An 18,778-nucleotide genomic window follows, 5' to 3' on the forward strand; every position below is an offset into this window, starting at 1 on the left:
GGTCTGAACAGGAGGGTTCAGCCGGGGGGCAGGGGCTGGGTATTGAATGTTCCGGCGCAATCAGCTTTGTCTGCTTTTGATATAAAACAGCAGGCCCAGCAGACAGACGCCGACGAGCAACATGATTCGGGTCGACCACTGTTTGAAAAAGGAGGCAATTGCATGTCTGGTCCGCAGGCCCTCAAGGTCATTGTTCAACTCCACGCCGTCGAAATTGGATACGGTGTAGATGGATGGGTTGATGCGGTACACCCTCATCAGAACCGGGTCGGCAACCAGCATTTCTCCGTTGAGGAGCAGGAAGTCCTCGGGGTTGCCACCCTTGGGGTCGGTAAGTTTGGTGATGGGATCTCCCATGCCGCTGAAGATCCTGATTTCGCTTCCGAACATCTCAGTTTCGCTGGTCAGGCCGAGCCACCACCTGCCGGAAGGGTCCTTGGCCAGGGAAATCGGCCGGTCGATCATGACCCCGGAATTTCCCGGGTCCTTCATCTTCTCCGCCTGCTTTGCAATGAGTTTTTTCAGCTCTTCCGGGTTTAACTGTGTCAGGTTCTTCAGGCCGCCGGGAGTCGTGAAACTTTCGAGGCTGACCAGGGGAGAGGCGTTCCGGTCAAGGTCTGCGTTATTGTCGATTTTGTATTTGATCACCCGGGCATTGAAGGTATCGCAAAGATAGAGCCTGCCGTCGTCGATGAACATATCGTTGGGGAAACTGACGTCCGTGTCCAAGATTCTGGTGTCTCTGCCATTCAGGCCATGGGAAAGGAGGCGACCGCCCAGAGTGTCTGCAATGTAGAGCACCCGGGCCTTTTCGTTGACGAGAAAGCGAAAGGCGTCCTTGATGGCAAACTCGCCGGTCGGACTGATGTCCTCGCAGGTGAGGGTGCCGAGGGTGCAGTGACGAATCCGGCCGGACCCCCTTTCGCCGATGATGACGCTGTTGTCTTCGAGGAGGCTGATATCCGCAACCGGCGGAGTGATGCCAAGGTCGGAGAGGGTGGTTACGCTGTGCAACCCACCGGATTTCCGGTAGTGGAATATTTTGCCGGCGGCGGAGATGATCAGGGAGTCCCTGTTCTCGCTGATCCGTGACGGGCCGAGCTGGTTGAGCTTGTAAACGTTGGCAAAGGACCAGAAGCGCAAGCCGATAAAGATGAAGAGAATGACCAGCAGGCCGACCGCAACGATCGTCAGGCCGGAATCCGTTCCGGTCCGGCCCTGGTATGATTTGGAGGTGAAACGGCCCGGATCGACCTCATCCTTTCCTGAGATTTTTTGATGATGGTTCCGGGCGGATTTCGCAGGAGCGGGCGGTTTCTCTGCCGGTGGTGAGGGCGTCTCTTCCATTTGCAGCTTTAATTCCGGCTGCTCTTTTCTGATGGCGATCCGGGTTGCGCAATGCGGGCATTTGATGAATACCTTTTTGTTGGCGGGAATTTTTTCATCGGCGATTTCGCCGATAGTCTTTGCACAGGTGTTGCAGTAGATTTTCATTTTTTTCCCTGTTTATTCAAGTCCGCCATTTCCGGGCAGAACTAAATATTGTCCAAATGCAGTGTCTGGCAGAAGTGTGAGTGAAGCAATATATTAGGAAACCGGCGTGGAGTCAACGAAGCAGAGTGTCAGGAAAGGCGATCGGAGATCAGCATGGGCAGCAGGCAGCTCCTGCTTCGGAACAGGGTCATGGCCGAGTGCGGGCTTCGGTCATGACCCTGAGATAAACTACTCTTTAGCCACCAGGATGATTTCTATCCGTCTGTTCTGGGCCCGGCCCTCCGGGGTTTCGTTGTCGGCCACCGGTTTGAATTCGCCGTAGGCGACCGCGGAGAGGCTGGCCGGGTCGAGCCCCTGTTTCTGCAGGAAGCGCGCGACATTGATTGCCCGGGCGGCGGAAAGTTCCCAGTTGGTGGGATAAGTCTGGGCGAGCAGGCCGATGATCTGGACGTTGTCGGTGTGCCCCTCGATCCGGATCGCCTTGTCGGTGACGTTCATCAGGATGTCGATCACCTTCTGGAGAACCGCCAGCCCTTCTTCCTTGACTTCGGCCTTCCCGGAATCAAAAAGAACCGCGTCAACCATATTGACGGTGAGTTTGCCCTTCAGCTCGGAAATGGTGACCTGGCCCTTGTCAATCTCGCCCTTCATCGATTCGATCAGTTCGCCGTAAGTGGCGCTCATCTTCTGGACCGCCTCTTCCTTGCTCTTCTTGAGGCCTTCGTAGTTTTCCCCCAGTTTGGCGAGTTTTCCCTTCAGGTCCTCGATGGTCAGTTCAAGGTCGGCTATTCTGGTGTCGTAAACGTCTTTCTGGCTGGCCATGGCGGAGCGGAGTTCTTCCAAATCCATATTGAGGTTCGCGGTCCTGTCTTTTTCAGCGGCAAGGGCTTCGCTGAGCCCTTTGTTTTCCCCGGTCAGAGCGCTTTCGAGAAGGTTTTTTGCCTCGACAAGATCATCTCTTTCTTTGACGAGAGCGTTGTATTCTCCCTGCAGGGTGTCCAGGCTGCCGCTGAGAGACTTTGCTTCAGCGTCTTTCTCTTCAAATGTTGATTTCATCACGCAGCCAGGGGTGGACAGCAGCAGCGCAACACCCGTAATTATCAGCAATATATTCTTGGTCATGGGGTCCTCCGGGAATTGATTTTTTCATTTACCGGAACATTTCCGGAACCGGTCAATCCGGTTGCGATTTATTACCCCATTATTACCCGTGGGGCAATTCTGTCAAATGAATTGCTGGGTTTCGAAAAATTTGAACAACCGGAAGTTCCGGGGTTCGCACTCCGGATCGGGATTTGCGCGATTTTTTCGTGCCGGTTTTCCACAAGAAGATAGAAGACAGGAGCCAGGAGCCAGAAGACAGGAGCCAGAAGACAGGGGCCAGGAGCCAGAACGACTGATTTTTTCACCTTTCGGGTCCTCACTTCAGTACCCACTTGAGGGGTAGAAGTCTCGATGTCTCGCAGGCTCACTTTCGCCCAGAGGGCATAAGTTTCGTGTAAGCAGGCACGCTGCTTAACTTAACTAATCGGTACGAGCAGACCAGCTGCTCAACTTAAGCTTTTCACCCTTCGGGTATAAGTTTCGTAAGAGCAGACAAGCTGCTCAACTCAGCTTTTCACCCTTCGGGTATAAGTTTCGTAAGAGCAGACAAGCTGCTCAACTCAGCTTTAAGCTTTTCTCCTGTCTTCTGACTCCTGGCTTCTGACTCCTGTCTTCTGGCTCCTGGCTCCTGTCTTCTGACTCCTGGCTTCTAATCATGGAATACCACCATGACTTTGGATCATTTTATGACAGCAGACCAATATCTTAAGACAACTCAGGGCGTTGAGTTTTTTCAGATGGCGCCGTGACGGATATTTTTCTTGCATTATTGGTGATAAAGTGTCAGAATTTAGCCGTTAATACATATTAATGGATAATATATGAGCCATTTCTCCCCGTCTGAGACAACCAGAGAATTTGTTCGCCAGGTCGGCCGCAACCTTCGTCTCGCTCGAAAGCGTCGCCGGAAGACCATCGAAGAGGTTGCCGGAATGGTCGGTGTTTCCGCGGCAACAATCAAGCGGGTCGAGGCAGGAGAGTCGGCGGTGAAGTTCGGAATATATCTGGCAATCGCCGAGGTCTTCCAGTTGACTGACACCATCCGCTTTGCGGAACCCGGGTCTGATGCGATCGGCATGACCATGGAGAAACAGCGGATGCCGCAGCGCATCAGAAAGAAAAAGGATTCCCGCCTTGATTTCTGAAAAATCCATCTTCGAACGGGTTGTTTTTATCGAGCTTGCCAATGAAAGAGCGCCGGTCCCGGCCGGGCTGTTCTCTCTGGATATCGATACCGGCGTAGGCCGGTTTGCATATGGGCGGCGGTATCTGCAAAGGGGTGATTCGATTGCCGTCGATCCGGTCAACCTTCCTCTGGCGGAACAGGAATATGTCACCAGGAAAAACAGCGGCATTTTCGGCGTTCTTGGTGATCTGCTGCCCGACTCCTGGGGGAAATACATCCTCGCCAAACGGCTCAATATCCCTTTTGGGTCTTTGCAACCGCACGAGATGTTTGATTACGTCACCACCAATGCGGTGGGGGCGCTCTCCCTTGGTCTGACCCCGGATCAGCCGTTTACCAGACAGGAAGCGCCGATTGCATTCAATGAGCTGCACAAGGTGGCTGAGGCCTTTGTCCGGGCGATGTCTGATGAGGACCTCCCGGCCGAGGTCCTCTATCTGCTGGAGCAAGGTACCTCGCTTGGCGGGGCGCAACCCAAATGCCCGGTCATTTATAACAACAGTGAGTGGATCGCCAAGTTTGAAAATGCCAGAACGCCGGTCAACTTTCCAAGAATTGAGTTTGCATCCATGCAACTGGCCGAACTGGCCGGGATAACCGTTCCGGAAATCAGGCTTGAAGAAATATCCGGAAGCCCGGTTTACCTGATCAAACGATTTGACCGGCATGAGGGGAGAAGGGTGCCCTTTATGAGCGGTCAAGCTCTGTCGGATCTTGACCTGGAAGAGCTTGAAAAAGGTTCTTATCTGGAGATGGCGCGCCAGATGCGGAAATTCGTGAAAAATGTCAACCGCGACCTGAGTGAACTTTTCAGGCGGATGGTCTTTAATGTGTTGATCCGGAATCAGGATGATCATCTCCGCAACCATGGTTTTATCTGTCTGGATCAGGCCTGGCGTCTTTCCCCTTTGTACGATGTGTTGCCGATTCCGGCGCGCCGGACTGCCGATAACTTTTCCCTTTCGCTGAACATCGGTCTAGAAGGCACCACCGCCACGCTCTCCAATATTTACAGCCGGTGTGAGCAATTCAATCTGGCGCGCGGGCAGGCGGAGGAGATCGTTGCCGAAGTGGCTGAGGCTACAGCGGGTTGGGAAGAAATGCTTCTCAGGTGCGGGGTGGAAAAAACCGATATCGAGGCGGTCCGCTGGTGTTTTGAAGGGTTTCGCGAGGCGGCTGGTTTTCAATGACACAACTTTCCGAGTTTGGCTAATCTCCCGATCATAAAGGGTTTCGGCGATTTGTTAGTGCATGTGTTCCACAAGTAGCCAGAAGCCAGGAGTCAGGAGCCAGGAGAAAAGCTTAAAGCTGAGTTGAGCAGCTTGTCTGCTCTTACGAAACTTATACCCGAAGGGTGAAAAGCTGAGTTGAGCAGCTGGTCTGCTCGTACCGATTAGTTAAGTTAAGCAGCGTGCCTGCTTACACGAAACTTATGCCCTCTGGGCGAAAGCGAGTATGCGAGACATCGAGACTTATACTCAAGAGGGTACTGAAGTGAGTACCCGAAGGGTGAAAAAATCAGTCATTCCGGCTACTGGCTACTGGATTCTCATCATGGAATGCCACTACGACTCTGAGCCATTTTATAACAGCAAATCAACGCCATAAGACATACCGGAAAGTTGAGTGAATGAGGTCGCGCATGGCGGTGACGAGCATTCTGGAGCTTGAGATGATAAGTATCGGGAGAATTCCGGGGAATAAATATTTCAGCCTCAGAAGAAAAACTTCCCGAATAGTCTTGCCGGACGGCTTGTTCCGGAAGTTTTATGAAATTTTGCAGGCCGATTGAAAAAGTTTGCTTCTTTGCATGGATAATGGTATCAAGTCTATTCAGTTGTGCAGTAATTGTTTGTAAGTAAAAAATTACGAGAAAACTTAACCGCACAAGCCCGAGAGGGAATGCGGTTTTTTTATTGGCAAACATAACTGCCGGGAGGTGTGCCGGGTGGTACGCTTCCATCTTAATCAAGTGGTCCCTCAAGAGGGCCAGTACTACAGGAGTAGTGAGAGATGTCTGAAGGAACTGTGAAGTGGTTTAACGATGCTAAGGGTTTCGGTTTTATTGAGCAGGATAATGGTGGTGATGTTTTCGTACATCATTCAGCCATCAGAGCCGAAGGTTTTAAATCCCTCCAGGAGGGTGCACGCGTGACTTTCGATGTAGTCCAGGGTCCTAAAGGTCCTGCTGCTGACAATGTCGTTCAGAAGTAAAGTTTGAGTTGAGCAGCTTGCCTGCTCGTACGAAACTTATACCCGAAGGGTGAAAACGTCGGCTGAGCAGCCTGTCTGCTCGTGCGAAACTCATACCCGAAGGGTGAAAGATCGGTTCTTTTCTGTAATCGACCTGAAGCCCCGCTTTGGCGGGGCTTTTTTTTTGTAGCGGATCGGGGCACACTCAAAATAGGATGTATCAATGGCAAAAAAAACAAATTATTCCTTTGAAAAGCGTCAGAAAGAACTGGCCAAAATGAAGAAGAAAGAAGAGAAAAGACTCCGCAAACAGCAGGGCAAGGATGATCCTGAAGCAGAAAGTGGGGAACAGGGTTTGAACGAAGAGTAGTTGGCAGGTTTCCGGTTCCGCAGCCGTGGTCTGTCCCGGCTAATCCACCGGAACAATCCGATCGTTGGCTTTAATCTCGCCTCCCTTCACCACCTTGCTGAAAAGCCCTTCCTTCGGCATGATGCAGTCGCCGGTGGCCTTTTTGATAGCACAGCCGCTGTTATGACATTCCTTGCCGATCTGGGTGATTTCGAGAACAACTTCTGGCCCGACCTGCAGACGGTCGCCGATCTTCAGGGCGGAAAGAGCGACCCCCCTGGTGATGATATTTTCGGCAAAGGCACCGTCTTTCAGGGTCGGCAGAGTTTCTTTTACGGTATCAATGCTTTCTCCGGCTAACAGAGATATCTGCCGGTGCCAGTCTCCGGCATGGGCGTCGCCTTCTATCCCCCAATCTTTCCTGCACCGGACCTGGGCCTGGGATTTTTTAACAATTCCCTTTTTGTGGCTGGTACAGACTGCTTCAACATGTCCCATGATATACCTCCTGAAGAAACTTATCCCCGCAGGGTGAAAATGACCGGTTCGCTGGAGTTGCCTCCTCCTGAACCGGAAAGTTTTGGCTCCATTCACTGAAACAACACCATATCCTGTCTTCCGCCTCTTGAAAAACTATGGCAGGGTGGTAACCTCAATCGGCGTTCCACCCTTGATCACAGTTTCGGAATCGACCAGCACATAACCATCGGCGGCGACGATGGAAGAGATCATATGCGATCCCTGTTGGCCGACCGCCCGGGCCTTGGGGAGCTCTCCTGGAGTATGAATACAGGTGACTCTGACCAGGTTGGGCCGGCGCCCCCTGTTGCTGATCTCTTCGGCGGCAACTGCGGTGAAAGACGTATACTCCCAGGGTTGACCGGAGATCGCAGCGAACAGCGGCCGCAGGTAATGACAGAAACACATGTAGGCGGAGACCGGGTTTCCGGGCAGGCCGAAAAATAATGTTTTTTCTTTTCCGGCAAAGAAAAGAGGTTTCCCCGGTTTTTGTCTGATTCGCCAGAAATGCTCGGTGAAACCTGCTCTGACTGCTGCCTCTTTCACATGATCGTGGGGGCCGACCGAGACCCCGCCGGCGCAGAGCAGAATATCCGGCGCATCAGCAAAAGTCGCTTCAATCGCCTGAACCGTTGCGGCCAGGTCATCACCTGCAATGGCGGAATGAACAACTACCCCGCCCGCCTCAGATACCGCCGCGCCGAGCATGAGTCGGTTCGAATCCCTGATCTGGCCGGGACCGGGAGCCTCTCCCACGGAGGTGAGTTCGCTGCCGGTCACGAGCAGAGCCACCCGGGGACGACGGAAGACTGAAACCCTGGCAGCTCCAGCAGCGGCAAGAATTGAAATGTGCCTGGCCGAAAGATGTTGGCCTTGCCGGAGCAGGCATTCCCCGGTCTGGTACTCCTCGCCGATAAACCTGACGTCCTTTCCCTTCCGGGAGGCGGTTTTGACCAGAACTCCGGCGTCGCCACTTTCGGTATCTTCGACCCTGACCACGGTGTCAAATCCCTCCGGCAGTACGGCGCCGGTGCTGATCCTGATACAGCACCCCTCTTCGGGTTGACCGGTATACGGAATTCCCGCCTGGCTTTCACCGATTACCTTGAGTGAGGCCGGCGACTCAGCGCTCGCCCCGGCAATATCGGCAAATCTGACCGCAAAGCCGTCCATGGCCGAGTTGCTGAAACGGGGGGAAGGTTCCGGAGCGAGAAAATCAGCGGCCAGGACCCGGCCAGGAGAATTCTCGAGATCAATCTCTTCACTGTCCAGGATGAATAGATTTTTCTTAATAATATCAAGTGCCTGATCAATAGATATCATTTGCGGCCTCAATGTCCTTTCCCTTCCATCATCGGGAAGATGTGGAGCAGGCCGGGGAATAGGGCCTGCATGCTTTCCAGGGCGCCTTTGGAGCTCCCGGGAAGATTGATGATAATGCAGTTGCCGCGGGCGCCGGCTTCTCCTCGGGAGAGCATGGCGAAGGGCGTCCGGTCCTTGCCGTGTCGGCGGGTGGCCTCGACGATGCCGGGGATGGTGCGGTCCAGGGCATCAAGGGTCGCCTCCGGGGTAACGTCCCGCGGGCCGAGCCCGGTGCCGCCGGTGGTGAAGATGAGCTGCATTCCTTCATCGTCGGCCAGGGCGCAGAGTCGTTCGGTGATAACCTTGCGATCGTCGGGCAGGATTTCGTAGGCAGCAACTTCCACCGGCTGGTTTGCAAGAAACTCCTTGATGACGAGCCCTGACTTGTCCTCGCGGGTTCCCGCATGGGTGGAATCGGACATGACCAGGACCGCAGTTCTGATCGGCCGGGAAAATTTATCGGAAAAATCACTCTTGCCGCCCTTTTTCTTCACCACCCGGATATTGCCGAAGGAGAGATCGGCATCAAGGGGTTTCAACATGTCATAGGCGTTCAGGAGCGCGCCGGTGACACCGGTGATCGCCTCGACCTCGACCCCGGTTTTCCAGACCGATTTTACTTCAACGATGACCCGGATATGCTCCTTTTCGACCTCGAAACCGACTTCTACCCAGTCGAGCGGGATCGGGTGGCAAAAGGTGATCAGGTCGCTGCACCGTTTTGCGGCCATGATTCCTGCGGCACGGGCAACTTCCAGCACATCGCCCTTGGGGACCTTTTTGTCGGCCACCATGCCGAGGGCCTTGGCATTGCCGTAGAGGAACCCTTCCGCCTTGGCGTATCGCAACGAATAGAACTTGGGGCTGACGTCGATCATATAAAACTCCGTTTTAAAAAAGGTTTAAGGTGAAAGGGGACAGGGTGCAGGGATTATGTGGCAACTTGCTCTTTCTTGCTTCTAATCAGCCCGGTGAGCATTGCTGAAATTTCCCTTGTTTCCTCAATCCATCTCCGTCCTGTTTCTTTGTTGATGTATTGAACTTCTTTTCCAAACTTCCAGATCTTCAAATCTCATATCCTGTCCCCCTGTTACCTGCACCCTTCCTTCTATAAAACCAAAAGGCTGATTTTCCGGGTGAGAAATATGATCGCCACCACCAACACCGAGCCGAGGATCTTTTGCATGGTCCGCGGGGTGAAATGTCCTGCCCCCATGATTGATCCGAAGAGGCCGCCAAGGACCGTGGCGAGGATTACCGGTATGAAGGGGATCAGATCAATGCTGTTAAACTGCAGGCGGGCTGCAAGACCGGCAACCGAATTGGCCCAGATAAAAAATGCGCCGCAGGCTGCCGCTTCTTTTGCGGTGCCGAGCCCGAGGAGAAGAATGAGGGGGACCAGATAAATGCCTCCGCCGATACCGACAATGCCGGCAACGAGGCCGAGAAGGGCTCCGCAGCCAAGAGCGAGAAAGAGTTTGCCCTGATCAGTGAGAGGCAAGGGTTGTGTCTCTTTCGGGAAATAAATACGTAGGGCGGCGAAGAGCAATGAAACGAGCAGGACGAGATAGAAGATGAATTTTGGCAGATGGAGCATGCCGCCAAGATAGGCCATTGGGATTGAAGTGAAAAGAAACGGCGCGATCAGCCGCAGCCGGGCATGTTTCTTTTTCAGGAATACCAGGCTGCCGACCGTGGTAACCAAGACATTGAGAGTGAGAGAAACCATCGGGATGACGGCGGTTCCGGCGCCGAAGATGGTCAGGATTGCGGTATAGGAAGAGCCGCCGCCCAGTCCCACCGAGGCGTAGAAAAAAGCGACAATGGCAAAGATGAAGGCAAGCATCAATATATCGATTGCAAGAGTATCCATATTACCCGCCGATCACCGACATTGAAGGCTCCTCATCGCATCCGCAGGCATCTTCCGCAGCCAGGCCGTTGACATAGCGATTGCGGATGCAGCCGGTAATGTTCCTGCCGATCTCGAAATCCGTTTCTCCGCTCCGGACAAGCGCTCTGAGATCAAGGGCGCCGTTGTCATACAGGCAGGTTTTCAGCATGCCGGCAGGGGTTATGCGCACCTTGTTGCAGGTCCGGCAGAACAAACGGGAATATCCCTGGATCAGGCCGAGCTTTCCCCGGAAGCCGCCGATGGAAAAAATCCGGGCGGTGGCAGGGTGGGGTCCCGGGATCTCTTCGGTGATGGTCGGGAAAATCCGTTGTAAACGGCCGACCAGGTCGCCGTTGGCAATCTCCCTGGTGCGGCTGGCGCCAGAAAAGGGCATTCTTTCGATAAAGCGCAGGGTGATGGGATGGTTTTCCGCCAACCGGGCAAGGCTTCTGATCTCCTGGTCGCTGGTGTCTTCCAGAATCACGCTGTTGACCTTGAGGGGAATGTCTCTGTCGAGTGCGCCATGCAAGGTTTCAAGAACACCGTTGAGATAATCGCGTCTGGTGATCCGCCGGAATCGTTTCGGATCAAGGGTGTCGAGACTCAGGTTGATTCCGGCAATCCCGATCTCTTTCAGTTCATCGAGATAACGGGCGGTTTTGACCCCGTTGGTGGTCACGTGAAGAGCGTCGATTCCATCGATCTTGCCCAGTTCCTTCAGAAAGCCCATGGCGCCCCGGCGGGAAAATGGTTCGCCGCCGGTCACCCGGACCTTGGTAACGCCAAGACTTGCGAAGATCGTGACCAGTCGTTCCATTTCTTCAAAACGAAGGATGTCATCATGGGGAATGAAAGGCACCCCTTCTTCAGGACGGCAATAACGGCAGCGGAGGTTGCAGCGGTCGGTGATGGCGAGCCGCAGATAGGTGATCGGGCGATTGTGGTTGTCGATCAATGGGGGGCCTCCGGGAACATCTTCCGGGACCGGACAGCGGATTTCTACCGACATGAATATCTCCTTTCCAAACAGGGGAGGCGGGGCCGTTTCCAGCAACACCCTAGCGGCCGAAGACCTTATCGTTGACGTAGGTCCTTTGGCTCGGAGTCTATTTAAGAATTCTCTTTACTATTACATTTTGTCCTTTTGCCAGTCAACTTCTTTTATTCCCTGGCAAAAGGGTTAGCGCATTTTTCTTGCAGAATCCAACGCAGATACCACAACCGCTGCAACGGCTATTGATGAAAACCAGTTGCTTTGATTTTTCTGTTTTCGTCCGCTTTAATGCGCCGGTCGGACACATGCCACTGCATAACGGGCAGTGATCACAATTTTCTGAAATCTTAAGTTCATACAGAAACGATTTGAGGAACTCCTTTTCATCCGGTTCTGTCGCCTTTCCCAGAGCAACTTGAAGTCCCAGGGAATTTCTGGTGGGAAGTTTGGCCTGGCCGGAGGCTGCAGACGGTGTCTTGTCGGGGATATTAACGATCGCTTCGCTTGCGTATTTCAGAAAGAATCTGCGGGCTGTTCCTCGGTCAATCCCCGGCAGGTCATCTTTCGTGAAGGCGAGTCTGATCTTGACGTGGAGATGATCTGAGGCCCGGTCCCGGATATTTGATAATCTTTTTTTAATAAGGGGCAGGCAATGACCGTTAACACAATCAGCGCAAGGTTCAACATCAAGAAGGACGTCGCCTCCGGCAAGAGTGCTGATTGCGGCGAGAAGAGATTCCGAGAGAAAACCGAGGCAGGGAATTTTTATCTTTCCTTCACTCTGTCGGCCTTTGCTGCAGGAAAGGACGGCGATTCTCCTGACGGTGACACTCTCAAGAAGCATCTCAAGATCAAGATCATCGGTCAGGGCATCGTTGGGGCAGATCGCTGTACAGCGCAGGCAGCCGGAGCATTTTTCTTCGGCAAAGGAAATTGTCCTGCCGTTCAGGGTCAGCGCACCGCTCGGGCAATCCTCAACACAGGCCAGGCATTCGCTGCCTCTGAAACGGGCCCGCAAGCAGCGGCGCGGTTGTAACGAAACTGCGGGTTTGCTCATCGGGGCAATTCTGTCAAACAGCAATCCGCTCAGCATGATCCTTTCCCATTTCGTTTGCAACGGTCGGCTGTGTCAGGGTTGAGGCTTCACTTTCGACAAAATGGTCGAGGCAGTCGGCAAGATGACTATAAAATCCGTTGCCGGTATTTTTTCGAATGTCTTCGCAGAATTCAGGAATCCAGGGGCCAAGCAGTTTTCCCATGAATGCGGATTGCAGGTCGGCAAATTTTCGGGCATCGCTGACCTTTTTTTCTTGTGCGGCCTCTGCCTCGCCAAGGCAGAGGAAATGCATGAATTCCAACTCAAGGGCGATATGGTCCGGCGCTTCCCGGACCTCAACCGACAATCCGGCCTTCTGATACATTTTCTGCACGGCCAGGGTCGAGTCGCCCATCAGCCTGTTGCTTTTCTCAAGATAGACAGACCCGTACGGAGGGGCGGCAAGTTCAAAAGGACCGACAAACAGTCGGGCGTATTCGACAGCCATCTCGTCGCCGCAATTTTCGGCAAGCGCCGCGGTCATGCTCATTGCCGCAGCGGCTGCCTTCTCGTTGCTGCAGATGCCAAGAAGCGATGCGAGGTTCTCGCACAGGTGTTCCTTTTGAAAAAGCGCCTGGTCCGGTTCGTAAAAACAGGCGGCCAGGAGCCTGAAACAATTGCTTCGCTGTATTGTCAATTCCACGGCGGTTGTCATGGCACTCCATTTATCTCATGAAAAAATCAGGGGGAAAGGCCGGGCGCTTCGCCTATGAAACGCCCGACCTTTTTCAGTCATTATGAACGGGTACTGTAATCGCGGATATAAAACACATTGGGTTTCGTACCCGCTTCCGGTTTGAGCGTCGTTCCTTTGTGTTTGGTGAGCAGTTTGGCCACCTCGCTGTTCGGGTCGCTCCGGTCGCCGAAAATGCGGGCGCCGGCCGGACAGGAATCCACACAATACGGCAGTTCTCCGTTGGCGAGCCGGTGGGCGCAAAAGATGCATTTTTCAACGATATTGGAACGGCGCACATCATCGTAATCCGGGTGGGAATATCTGGTCCGGTGCGGAGGGGTGTCGCCGGCAAGTGCGGCGATCCCGGCGCCTGATGTGGTAATGCCGGGGATCAATTCGGTTTTGTCGGTAAAAAACGCCTGATAGGGCGCCCCCTCCTCGTTATAACTGATCACACTGTATTCCCCGGATGCACCGTCCCCGGTCACCTCTGTCTTGCTGTACGGACAGGCCTCCTGACAGGCCCGGCAGCCGATGCAGCGTTCATCGTTATGCATGGTGATGCCGTCCGGCGTTTTATACATGGCCTTGGGCTCAACCGGGCAGGCTTCAACGCATGGTGCGTCGGAGCAATGGTTGCATAAAACAGGTGTCGTCTTGTACCCGGTATCTGGAAACTTGCCCGTTGTCTCGTGAATGAAGTCAGCCCAGTTGTGGGTCTGACCGTTTTTCCTGAGCGCGGTATTGTTTTCAGTTTTGCAGGCAAGGGCGCACGCCCCGCAGCCCACACATTTCCGTAGGTCTATAATCATCGCGTATTGCGTCATAGCTTAATCCTCCCCTTGCCTTAAACTCGTTCGATTTTAACGCCGGTGAACCCGCCGTTTCGCACATTGCCGCCGCTCAGCCGTTCGGTATCAAAGGGCATGAGGGTGTTGTTGTTGCCGCCACGCGGTTCAGCCTTGGTGTAGTCTTTTGCCGCTACCTTGCCGTAGGCCCAGTGGCCCTGACCGAAAGCCTTGGCCACCGTCCCGGGTCGGATTCCTTCCCAGAGACGGGCAGTGCAGTCGATAGTGGCTGCGACTGAAGTTACACGAAGGGCATCGCCATCCTTGATCCCGAGTTTTTTTGCATCGGCGGGGTTGATCTTGAGCACGTCCTGATGGCCAACATCGCCTGGATCGACATGCTTGAACTCGTTATACCACGGGCTGTTGGCGCTACGGCCTTCACGGTTCAGGCGGGACTTGTAGTCGATAAAGGTGAAGGGGTATTCCGCCATGCTGCCGTACCGGAAAGGCGGTTCATAATGGGGCACGAAGGCCAGTTCCCCGGCAGCCGTATAGTTGCAGGCGGCCAGGATGTCATCAACCGTGGTCTTGTGCTTTTCGGCGTGTTTCTCTAGGGCATGCTTGAGGGTTTCACTGTAGAACTCGAACTTGTGGGTAACGGTACCCTTGGTGGTTTTCTTGCCGTCTTTTTCTTCATCCTTGCCGAACTTGCCGCCCCAGCGCTTCTTGTATGGCTGCGCATCGGAGTTCCACATGCCGCGTTTTTGCATCTCGGCCCAACCGTTGATCTTGTCGCCGCCGACATCCTTGCCGTTCCAGAGATCCTGGGTGTAGTATTTGACCGCATATTCGGTAAACTCTTTGGAATTGGTCGCTTCCTTGCCGGTTTCCGGGTCCTTGAATTCTTTTTTGAGGAAATCGATCAGGTTCGGAAAACCGCGTTCGGCAAACTTTTCACCTAGCATCCACGGGAATTCGGTTTCGTCATTGATCACTTCCCACATGGGTTTTACTACCTGTTGCAGCAGGGTGCACTGGGCGTAACGGTTCTGTTTCTGCTTCACCCAGCAGAGTTTTTCGTACATGGAGCTGGCACCCGGCAGGACGATGTCGGCATACTGGGTCATTTCCGAGGCGTGGGTGGTGATGTGGGCAAAGAAGGGGATTTTTTCCATCGCCTTCTCCCAACGCTCGGCCCCGGTGCAGGAAAAGACAAAGTTGTTCATGTAGCCTACCGCAACTTTGATCTCGTATGGGTCTGACGCCAGGATACCGGTGGCGGCGTTATTGGTGATCACGCCGCCGCCGGGCTTGCCCTCTTTCAGGGCGGGATGGCTCTTGGTGCCGCGCTGGTCGATTTTTTTGTTCTTGGTGCCCTTTTTGGCTATTTCGTCCTGATAGGCATCGAGTTTCGGCATATGCTTGACCGGCACTTTGTTTGAGGGCAGGGTGCCGCCCACATTATCGATGCCGCCGACCAGACCGTTCAAGGCGTTGACCGCCATGGCGGAATAGGCGCCACGGACGTGCATGGCAGCTCCCGGTCCCATCCACACCGCCACATTCGGCGCCGCCTTGGCCATGCCGCGGGCCACCCGGACGATCTGCTCCTCGGGAACTTGAGTGATCTCGGCGGCCTTCTTCGGTGTCATGTCCTTGACCGCAATATTCCACCACTTGACCACCCCATGGGATTCCTTTTCCGCAAAGGTTGCTTCGTCAACTTCCATCCCGGCCTTGAAACGGTTTTTGCCGTCGGTAAAATCACCGACAAACTCCTTGAACCAGAGCCCTTCGGAAAGCAAAACATGGGCAATGGCCAGGGCCAGGGCGCCATCGGTGCCGGGCAAGAGCGGCAGCCACTCCTGGGCCTTGGCCGCGGTGTTGTTCAGTTTCGGGTCAACAACGGCCACGGTGGCCTGGTCGAGAACATCGCCCAGCCTCTTGATGGTGGCCGGGACCAACCGGTTGCTGCTCACTGGATCACAGCCCCAGACCAGAACATACTTTGAATTGCTGATATCGTAGTCTCGGTAGCCCCACATGCCTTCGGTGTAGTAGGCGCCGAAATTTTCGGCCTCGGCGCAGATGGAGCTGTGGGAGAGGTTGTTGGGTGAGCCGAAAATCTTGGTAACGCCGTCATAAATGATATCCCGCATGTAGGTGTACCGGCCGCGCATCAGCAGATATTTTTCCGGCTCGCCGTTGTTGCGCAGTTCCATCATCTTGTCGGCGATGGTATTGAAGGCCTCATCCCAGGAAATGGGTACGAATTTGGGGTCGATGCCGCGCCCTTTTTTTGGATTCGTACGCTTCATGGGAACCTTGACCCGGTCAGGATCATAGACCTGCTGCAGGGAAAGATGACCTCTGGGGCAGACAGACCCGTCATTTTGTTTTGATAGGGGATTTCCCCGCACTTTGACGGCCCGGCCATCCTGGACGAAAATCTCCACCGGGCACCAGGTCGTGCAGCCCTGGCAGGTGGAGGCCTTCCATTCACCGGGCGCTTCGCCGATTTGTTTATTGCCGTGTGATTCCGCAAAGGCGTTCATGACCGGCCTGCCCATGGATGCGGCGGCGCCCGCCGCCACCGACAACTTCAGAAAATCTCTTCGTTTGATCTTCATCAAGCTCTCTCCCCAGTGTTGTTTATTTAGGTGAAATCCCTCGGAATGAATTCAGATTCTATCACAACTGATTGTAAAAAAAACATTTTGTGATAGGGGAATGTTTGTGGTGTTGTTGCGGAAGTTGCCGATTAAATGATGAAATATGGTGGCTGGTGCCAGGGAAAGATGTCTGCGTCGGTTAGGAAAAAGGTGTCTGTTTTCGGCGAGTTGTGGCTATTAATTGGATAGTGAAGAGGGCAGGGTTTCGATAAATTTTCTGATCTCATCCCGTACCCGGCGGAAATGGACCAGAGCTTCTTCTTCTGAGGCAGCGTGTTCAGCAAGTTTCGGAGGGTCGTCAAAGCCGACATGGACCACCCTGGCAGGACCCGGGAAATAGGGACAATTCTCATTGGCGTGACCGCAGACCGTGATCACGTAGTCGAATTCAAAAACAGGCAACTCGTCAACGGTCTGCGAGGTGTGGTTTGAGATGTCGACCCCGGCCTCGGCCATCACTTTTACCGCCAGCGGATTCAACCCGTGCTTTTCAATTCCGGCGGAGTATGCTTCAATCACATCAACTTTGAGATGGCGCGCCCACCCTTCGGCCATCTGGCTGCGGCAGGAGTTGCCGGTGCACAAAAACAGGATTCTTGTGCGGTTGACAGTTGACGGGTGACGGTTGGCGGATTGATCGTGCGATGACATATACAGCTCCGTAGAGTTGGACTTCTCTGTTTCTTGAACATGCACAGCGAAACGCATTCCCCGCAGCTCGGAGTGTCGCAGGCTCCCTTACCTGCTGCGGGGTTAGTGAGCGAATCTGATGTAAGTATCCTTCCTTACGGAGATTCCCCGTGGCTCGAAGTCTAGCGCTTATCTGCCGCGGGGAGCTTCAATAATTTCACCCGAAAGGCGGTAAGACTTATCCAGACTTTACCATCTTTAAACGAATTCATAGCTTCCTGTAAACCATTAACAGTAGACCGACAGCCGTGGGGCCGGTGATCATCTTGACACCGGCGATCATGAAGAGGATGGCCAGAACGTAGTTTTTGAAAATTTTAAAGGGCTTTCGAGTAATTTCGAAAGCCCTTTGTGGTGGAGGTCGGGCCGGGAGATGGTCTTATGAAAGTCCGTACCCTGGATGCATCCTGTTGCCCGTCGGGATGCGGTACGACCTCCGGTCCGGTTTTCTGATTGCCGGCACGGGCAGGGAAAAGATGAAACGGGCGCCATCGGTGGTGCTTTCGTCCCGGACCTCGCCGCCACATCTGCAGGCAAAAAAATCTGCCATGTTCAGTCCCAGACCCAGCCCTGCATGGCTGTGGGCATGATTCTGCCGTTTGGCCGAATCAATGATTTTGGACTGCTTGTCGTCATGGACCGCTGAAAAGGAAACGGTCTCGTTCTCCACGACCACCTGATAGAATGGACCGGCGCTGACAATTCTGTAGTCTATCCGGCCGTGTCTTGGGGAATATTTAATGGCGTTGTCGAAAAGATTGCGAACGACACTTTTCACCAGGACCTGATTCCCTATGATTATCGGCAGACGCCGATCGGCCTGGGTAAGATTGCTGATATCAATGTTCTTCCTTGATTTCTCAAAGGCGAGGGTGGCAAGAACCGGGTTGATCACATCACTCTGCAGGTCGAGAAGGTTGTCTTCAAGATGCCCTCTCTGGTCAATTGCCTGGGCCTGTGTGGCATATTCCTCAGAATGATCGATAAGTTTTCTGACCTGGGAAATCACCGACAGCAAGAGGTCTCTCCCGCTTTCGTCCAGGGTTTGATGATATTTTTTCAGCAGCAGCCTGGTTATCCCCTCCACACTGGACAATCCGCCATGGACATCATGCATGGACTGTTTGATCAGATTGGGAGGCAGCTGGCGTACGTGCTGCTGCTGATTGACCCGCTGTCTGCATCGCTCGACTGCATCCGACAGCTCATCCGCCGTAAAGGGTTTGAGCAGGAAATCATCTGCGTCTGCCCGCATCAGCTGCAACAACGTGGTGTGGCTGTCATCGCCGCTCATCATGATCACCTCCATGGACGGTCGATGTTCACGGACCCACCGGAGAAGCTGGAAACCGTCCATTTCAGGCATCCGCACATCACTGATCAGCAGATCGAACTGGCTAACCTGCAGCATCTGGACCGCCTGCCTGCCGTTTTCCGCCATGTGTGCAAACATCTCGCAATCGTCAAGCATCATGGAAACGGCTTCGCGAAGAGAGGTGTCGTCATCCACCACAAGGACCCGCAGTCTCTGCATTTGACTGGTCCGAGGATCGGAGTGAGGGGAATCCTGCAGGGGCCTCCACCCAGCCGGGGTTATGGTTTCGATTGAACACTTCGTATTCTCTGCAAGTTGTTTGGTTCTGGAGTTATTCATGTGTCTGTCCTCGGTTTGAGAGCATCTTTCATTGAGCCGATGGAACCGGCCGGCAGTACTCATTTTATCCAGTGAATTAGAAAACCGACCCGCAGTTACTTGGA

18 protein-coding genes and 1 riboswitch are annotated in these 18,778 nt (G+C 53.8%); of the genes, 4 read left to right on the forward strand and 14 right to left on the reverse strand.

Annotated features, from left to right (window positions below; all coding sequences use genetic code 11):
• Positions 1–60 precede the first annotated feature (60 nt).
• The gene (locus tag KKG35_16690; protein ID MBU1739768.1) at positions 61–1,494 is read right to left on the reverse strand and encodes a hypothetical protein; all 1,434 of its coding nucleotides are present in this window, start codon (positions 1,492–1,494) and stop codon (positions 61–63) included.
• A 228-nt stretch (positions 1,495–1,722) separates the two neighbouring features.
• Positions 1,723–2,616 (reverse strand): OmpA family protein, encoded by an 894-nt coding sequence (locus KKG35_16695; GenBank protein MBU1739769.1) that lies wholly within the window; start codon positions 2,614–2,616, stop codon positions 1,723–1,725.
• An 803-nt stretch (positions 2,617–3,419) separates the two neighbouring features.
• Between KKG35_16695 and KKG35_16700 the strand changes: the two genes are divergently transcribed.
• Entirely contained in the window at positions 3,420–3,743 is a 324-nt protein-coding gene (locus tag KKG35_16700) for a helix-turn-helix domain-containing protein (GenBank protein ID MBU1739770.1), read from the forward strand.
• Positions 3,733–4,974, forward strand: coding sequence for a type II toxin-antitoxin system HipA family toxin (locus KKG35_16705; GenBank protein MBU1739771.1), 1,242 nt, complete (start codon positions 3,733–3,735; stop codon positions 4,972–4,974). Before KKG35_16700 ends, KKG35_16705 begins: the two co-directional genes overlap by 11 nt.
• Positions 4,975–5,336: 362 nt before the next feature.
• On the opposite strand, the gene KKG35_16710 is transcribed toward KKG35_16705, so the two are convergent.
• Positions 5,337–5,747, reverse strand: a complete 411-nt coding sequence (locus KKG35_16710; GenBank protein ID MBU1739772.1) for a hypothetical protein — start codon at positions 5,745–5,747, stop codon at positions 5,337–5,339.
• A gap of 50 nt (positions 5,748–5,797) precedes the next feature.
• Between KKG35_16710 and KKG35_16715 the strand changes: the two genes are divergently transcribed.
• Both KKG35_16715 and KKG35_16720 read left to right on the forward strand, forming a co-directional pair.
• Positions 5,798–5,998: a cold-shock protein gene (locus KKG35_16715; protein MBU1739773.1), complete on the forward strand. Its 201-nt coding sequence runs from the start codon at positions 5,798–5,800 to the stop codon at positions 5,996–5,998.
• Positions 5,999–6,200: 202 nt separating this feature from the next.
• Positions 6,201–6,347, forward strand: coding sequence for a hypothetical protein (locus tag KKG35_16720; GenBank protein MBU1739774.1), 147 nt, complete (start codon positions 6,201–6,203; stop codon positions 6,345–6,347).
• Between the two features lie 39 nt (positions 6,348–6,386).
• Here KKG35_16720 and KKG35_16725 read toward each other — a convergent pair whose 3' ends face one another.
• The 11 genes from KKG35_16725 to KKG35_16775 form a co-directional block, all read right to left on the reverse strand.
• A complete protein-coding gene (locus KKG35_16725) occupies positions 6,387–6,824 on the reverse strand; it encodes an MOSC domain-containing protein (GenBank protein ID MBU1739775.1) in 438 nt (145 codons plus the stop codon).
• Between the two features lie 135 nt (positions 6,825–6,959).
• On the reverse strand, positions 6,960–8,168 hold the full coding sequence (locus KKG35_16730; protein MBU1739776.1) for a molybdopterin molybdotransferase MoeA: 1,209 nt from the start codon (positions 8,166–8,168) through the stop codon (positions 6,960–6,962).
• A gap of 8 nt (positions 8,169–8,176) precedes the next feature.
• Entirely contained in the window at positions 8,177–9,085 is a 909-nt protein-coding gene (moaCB, locus tag KKG35_16735) for a bifunctional molybdenum cofactor biosynthesis protein MoaC/MoaB (protein ID MBU1739777.1), read from the reverse strand.
• Positions 9,086–9,315: 230 nt separating this feature from the next.
• Entirely contained in the window at positions 9,316–10,080 is a 765-nt protein-coding gene (locus tag KKG35_16740) for a sulfite exporter TauE/SafE family protein (protein ID MBU1739778.1), read from the reverse strand.
• Position 10,081: 1 nt separating this feature from the next.
• On the reverse strand, positions 10,082–11,110 hold the full coding sequence (gene moaA, locus KKG35_16745; protein MBU1739779.1) for a GTP 3',8-cyclase MoaA: 1,029 nt from the start codon (positions 11,108–11,110) through the stop codon (positions 10,082–10,084).
• A riboswitch (molybdenum cofactor riboswitch) is annotated at positions 11,098–11,218 on the reverse strand. It overlaps the preceding gene by 13 nt.
• A 34-nt stretch (positions 11,219–11,252) precedes the next feature.
• Entirely contained in the window at positions 11,253–12,188 is a 936-nt protein-coding gene (locus tag KKG35_16750) for a 4Fe-4S binding protein (protein ID MBU1739780.1), read from the reverse strand.
• Positions 12,166–12,846, reverse strand: coding sequence for a molecular chaperone TorD family protein (locus KKG35_16755; protein ID MBU1739781.1), 681 nt, complete (start codon positions 12,844–12,846; stop codon positions 12,166–12,168). The genes KKG35_16750 and KKG35_16755 overlap by 23 nt, the downstream gene beginning before the upstream one ends.
• An 80-nt stretch (positions 12,847–12,926) precedes the next feature.
• Entirely contained in the window at positions 12,927–13,694 is a 768-nt protein-coding gene (locus KKG35_16760; GenBank protein MBU1739782.1) for a 4Fe-4S dicluster domain-containing protein, read from the reverse strand.
• Positions 13,695–13,714: 20 nt separating this feature from the next.
• Positions 13,715–16,288: a molybdopterin-dependent oxidoreductase gene (locus KKG35_16765; protein MBU1739783.1), complete on the reverse strand. Its 2,574-nt coding sequence runs from the start codon at positions 16,286–16,288 to the stop codon at positions 13,715–13,717.
• A 219-nt stretch (positions 16,289–16,507) separates the two neighbouring features.
• Positions 16,508–16,981 (reverse strand): arsenate reductase ArsC, encoded by a 474-nt coding sequence (locus KKG35_16770; GenBank protein ID MBU1739784.1) that lies wholly within the window; start codon positions 16,979–16,981, stop codon positions 16,508–16,510.
• A gap of 418 nt (positions 16,982–17,399) precedes the next feature.
• Positions 17,400–18,554 carry a response regulator gene (locus KKG35_16775; GenBank protein MBU1739785.1) on the reverse strand — a complete coding sequence of 385 codons (1,155 nt, stop codon included), beginning with the start codon at positions 18,552–18,554 and terminating at the stop codon, positions 17,400–17,402.
• Positions 18,555–18,778: the final 224 nt, after the last annotated feature.

This window comes from Pseudomonadota bacterium, from assembly GCA_018823285.1.
In the GTDB taxonomy this organism is placed as follows: Bacteria; Desulfobacterota; Desulfobulbia; order Desulfobulbales; family JAGXFP01; genus JAHJIQ01.

What these genes read in the sequence shown, in the direction of transcription:
- moaA (MBU1739779.1), bottom strand. Translation starts at nt 11,110, where the DNA reads ATGTCGGTAGAAATCCGCTGTCCGGTCCCGGAAGATGTTCCCGGAGGC.
- KKG35_16690 (MBU1739768.1), bottom strand. Translation starts at nt 1,494, where the DNA reads ATGAAAATCTACTGCAACACCTGTGCAAAGACTATCGGCGAAATCGCC.
- KKG35_16725 (MBU1739775.1), bottom strand. Translation starts at nt 6,824, where the DNA reads ATGGGACATGTTGAAGCAGTCTGTACCAGCCACAAAAAGGGAATTGTT.
- KKG35_16720 (MBU1739774.1), top strand. Translation starts at nt 6,201, where the DNA reads ATGGCAAAAAAAACAAATTATTCCTTTGAAAAGCGTCAGAAAGAACTG.
- KKG35_16775 (MBU1739785.1), bottom strand. Translation starts at nt 18,554, where the DNA reads ATGCAGAGACTGCGGGTCCTTGTGGTGGATGACGACACCTCTCTTCGC.
- KKG35_16700 (MBU1739770.1), top strand. Translation starts at nt 3,420, where the DNA reads ATGAGCCATTTCTCCCCGTCTGAGACAACCAGAGAATTTGTTCGCCAG.
- KKG35_16710 (MBU1739772.1), bottom strand. Translation starts at nt 5,747, where the DNA reads ATGGAAGCGTACCACCCGGCACACCTCCCGGCAGTTATGTTTGCCAAT.
- KKG35_16695 (MBU1739769.1), bottom strand. Translation starts at nt 2,616, where the DNA reads ATGACCAAGAATATATTGCTGATAATTACGGGTGTTGCGCTGCTGCTG.
- KKG35_16765 (MBU1739783.1), bottom strand. Translation starts at nt 16,288, where the DNA reads ATGAAGATCAAACGAAGAGATTTTCTGAAGTTGTCGGTGGCGGCGGGC.
- moaCB (MBU1739777.1), bottom strand. Translation starts at nt 9,085, where the DNA reads ATGATCGACGTCAGCCCCAAGTTCTATTCGTTGCGATACGCCAAGGCG.
- KKG35_16760 (MBU1739782.1), bottom strand. Translation starts at nt 13,694, where the DNA reads ATGACGCAATACGCGATGATTATAGACCTACGGAAATGTGTGGGCTGC.
- KKG35_16755 (MBU1739781.1), bottom strand. Translation starts at nt 12,846, where the DNA reads ATGACAACCGCCGTGGAATTGACAATACAGCGAAGCAATTGTTTCAGG.
- KKG35_16770 (MBU1739784.1), bottom strand. Translation starts at nt 16,981, where the DNA reads ATGTCATCGCACGATCAATCCGCCAACCGTCACCCGTCAACTGTCAAC.
- KKG35_16740 (MBU1739778.1), bottom strand. Translation starts at nt 10,080, where the DNA reads ATGGATACTCTTGCAATCGATATATTGATGCTTGCCTTCATCTTTGCC.
- KKG35_16730 (MBU1739776.1), bottom strand. Translation starts at nt 8,168, where the DNA reads ATGATATCTATTGATCAGGCACTTGATATTATTAAGAAAAATCTATTC.
- KKG35_16715 (MBU1739773.1), top strand. Translation starts at nt 5,798, where the DNA reads ATGTCTGAAGGAACTGTGAAGTGGTTTAACGATGCTAAGGGTTTCGGT.
- KKG35_16750 (MBU1739780.1), bottom strand. Translation starts at nt 12,188, where the DNA reads ATGCTGAGCGGATTGCTGTTTGACAGAATTGCCCCGATGAGCAAACCC.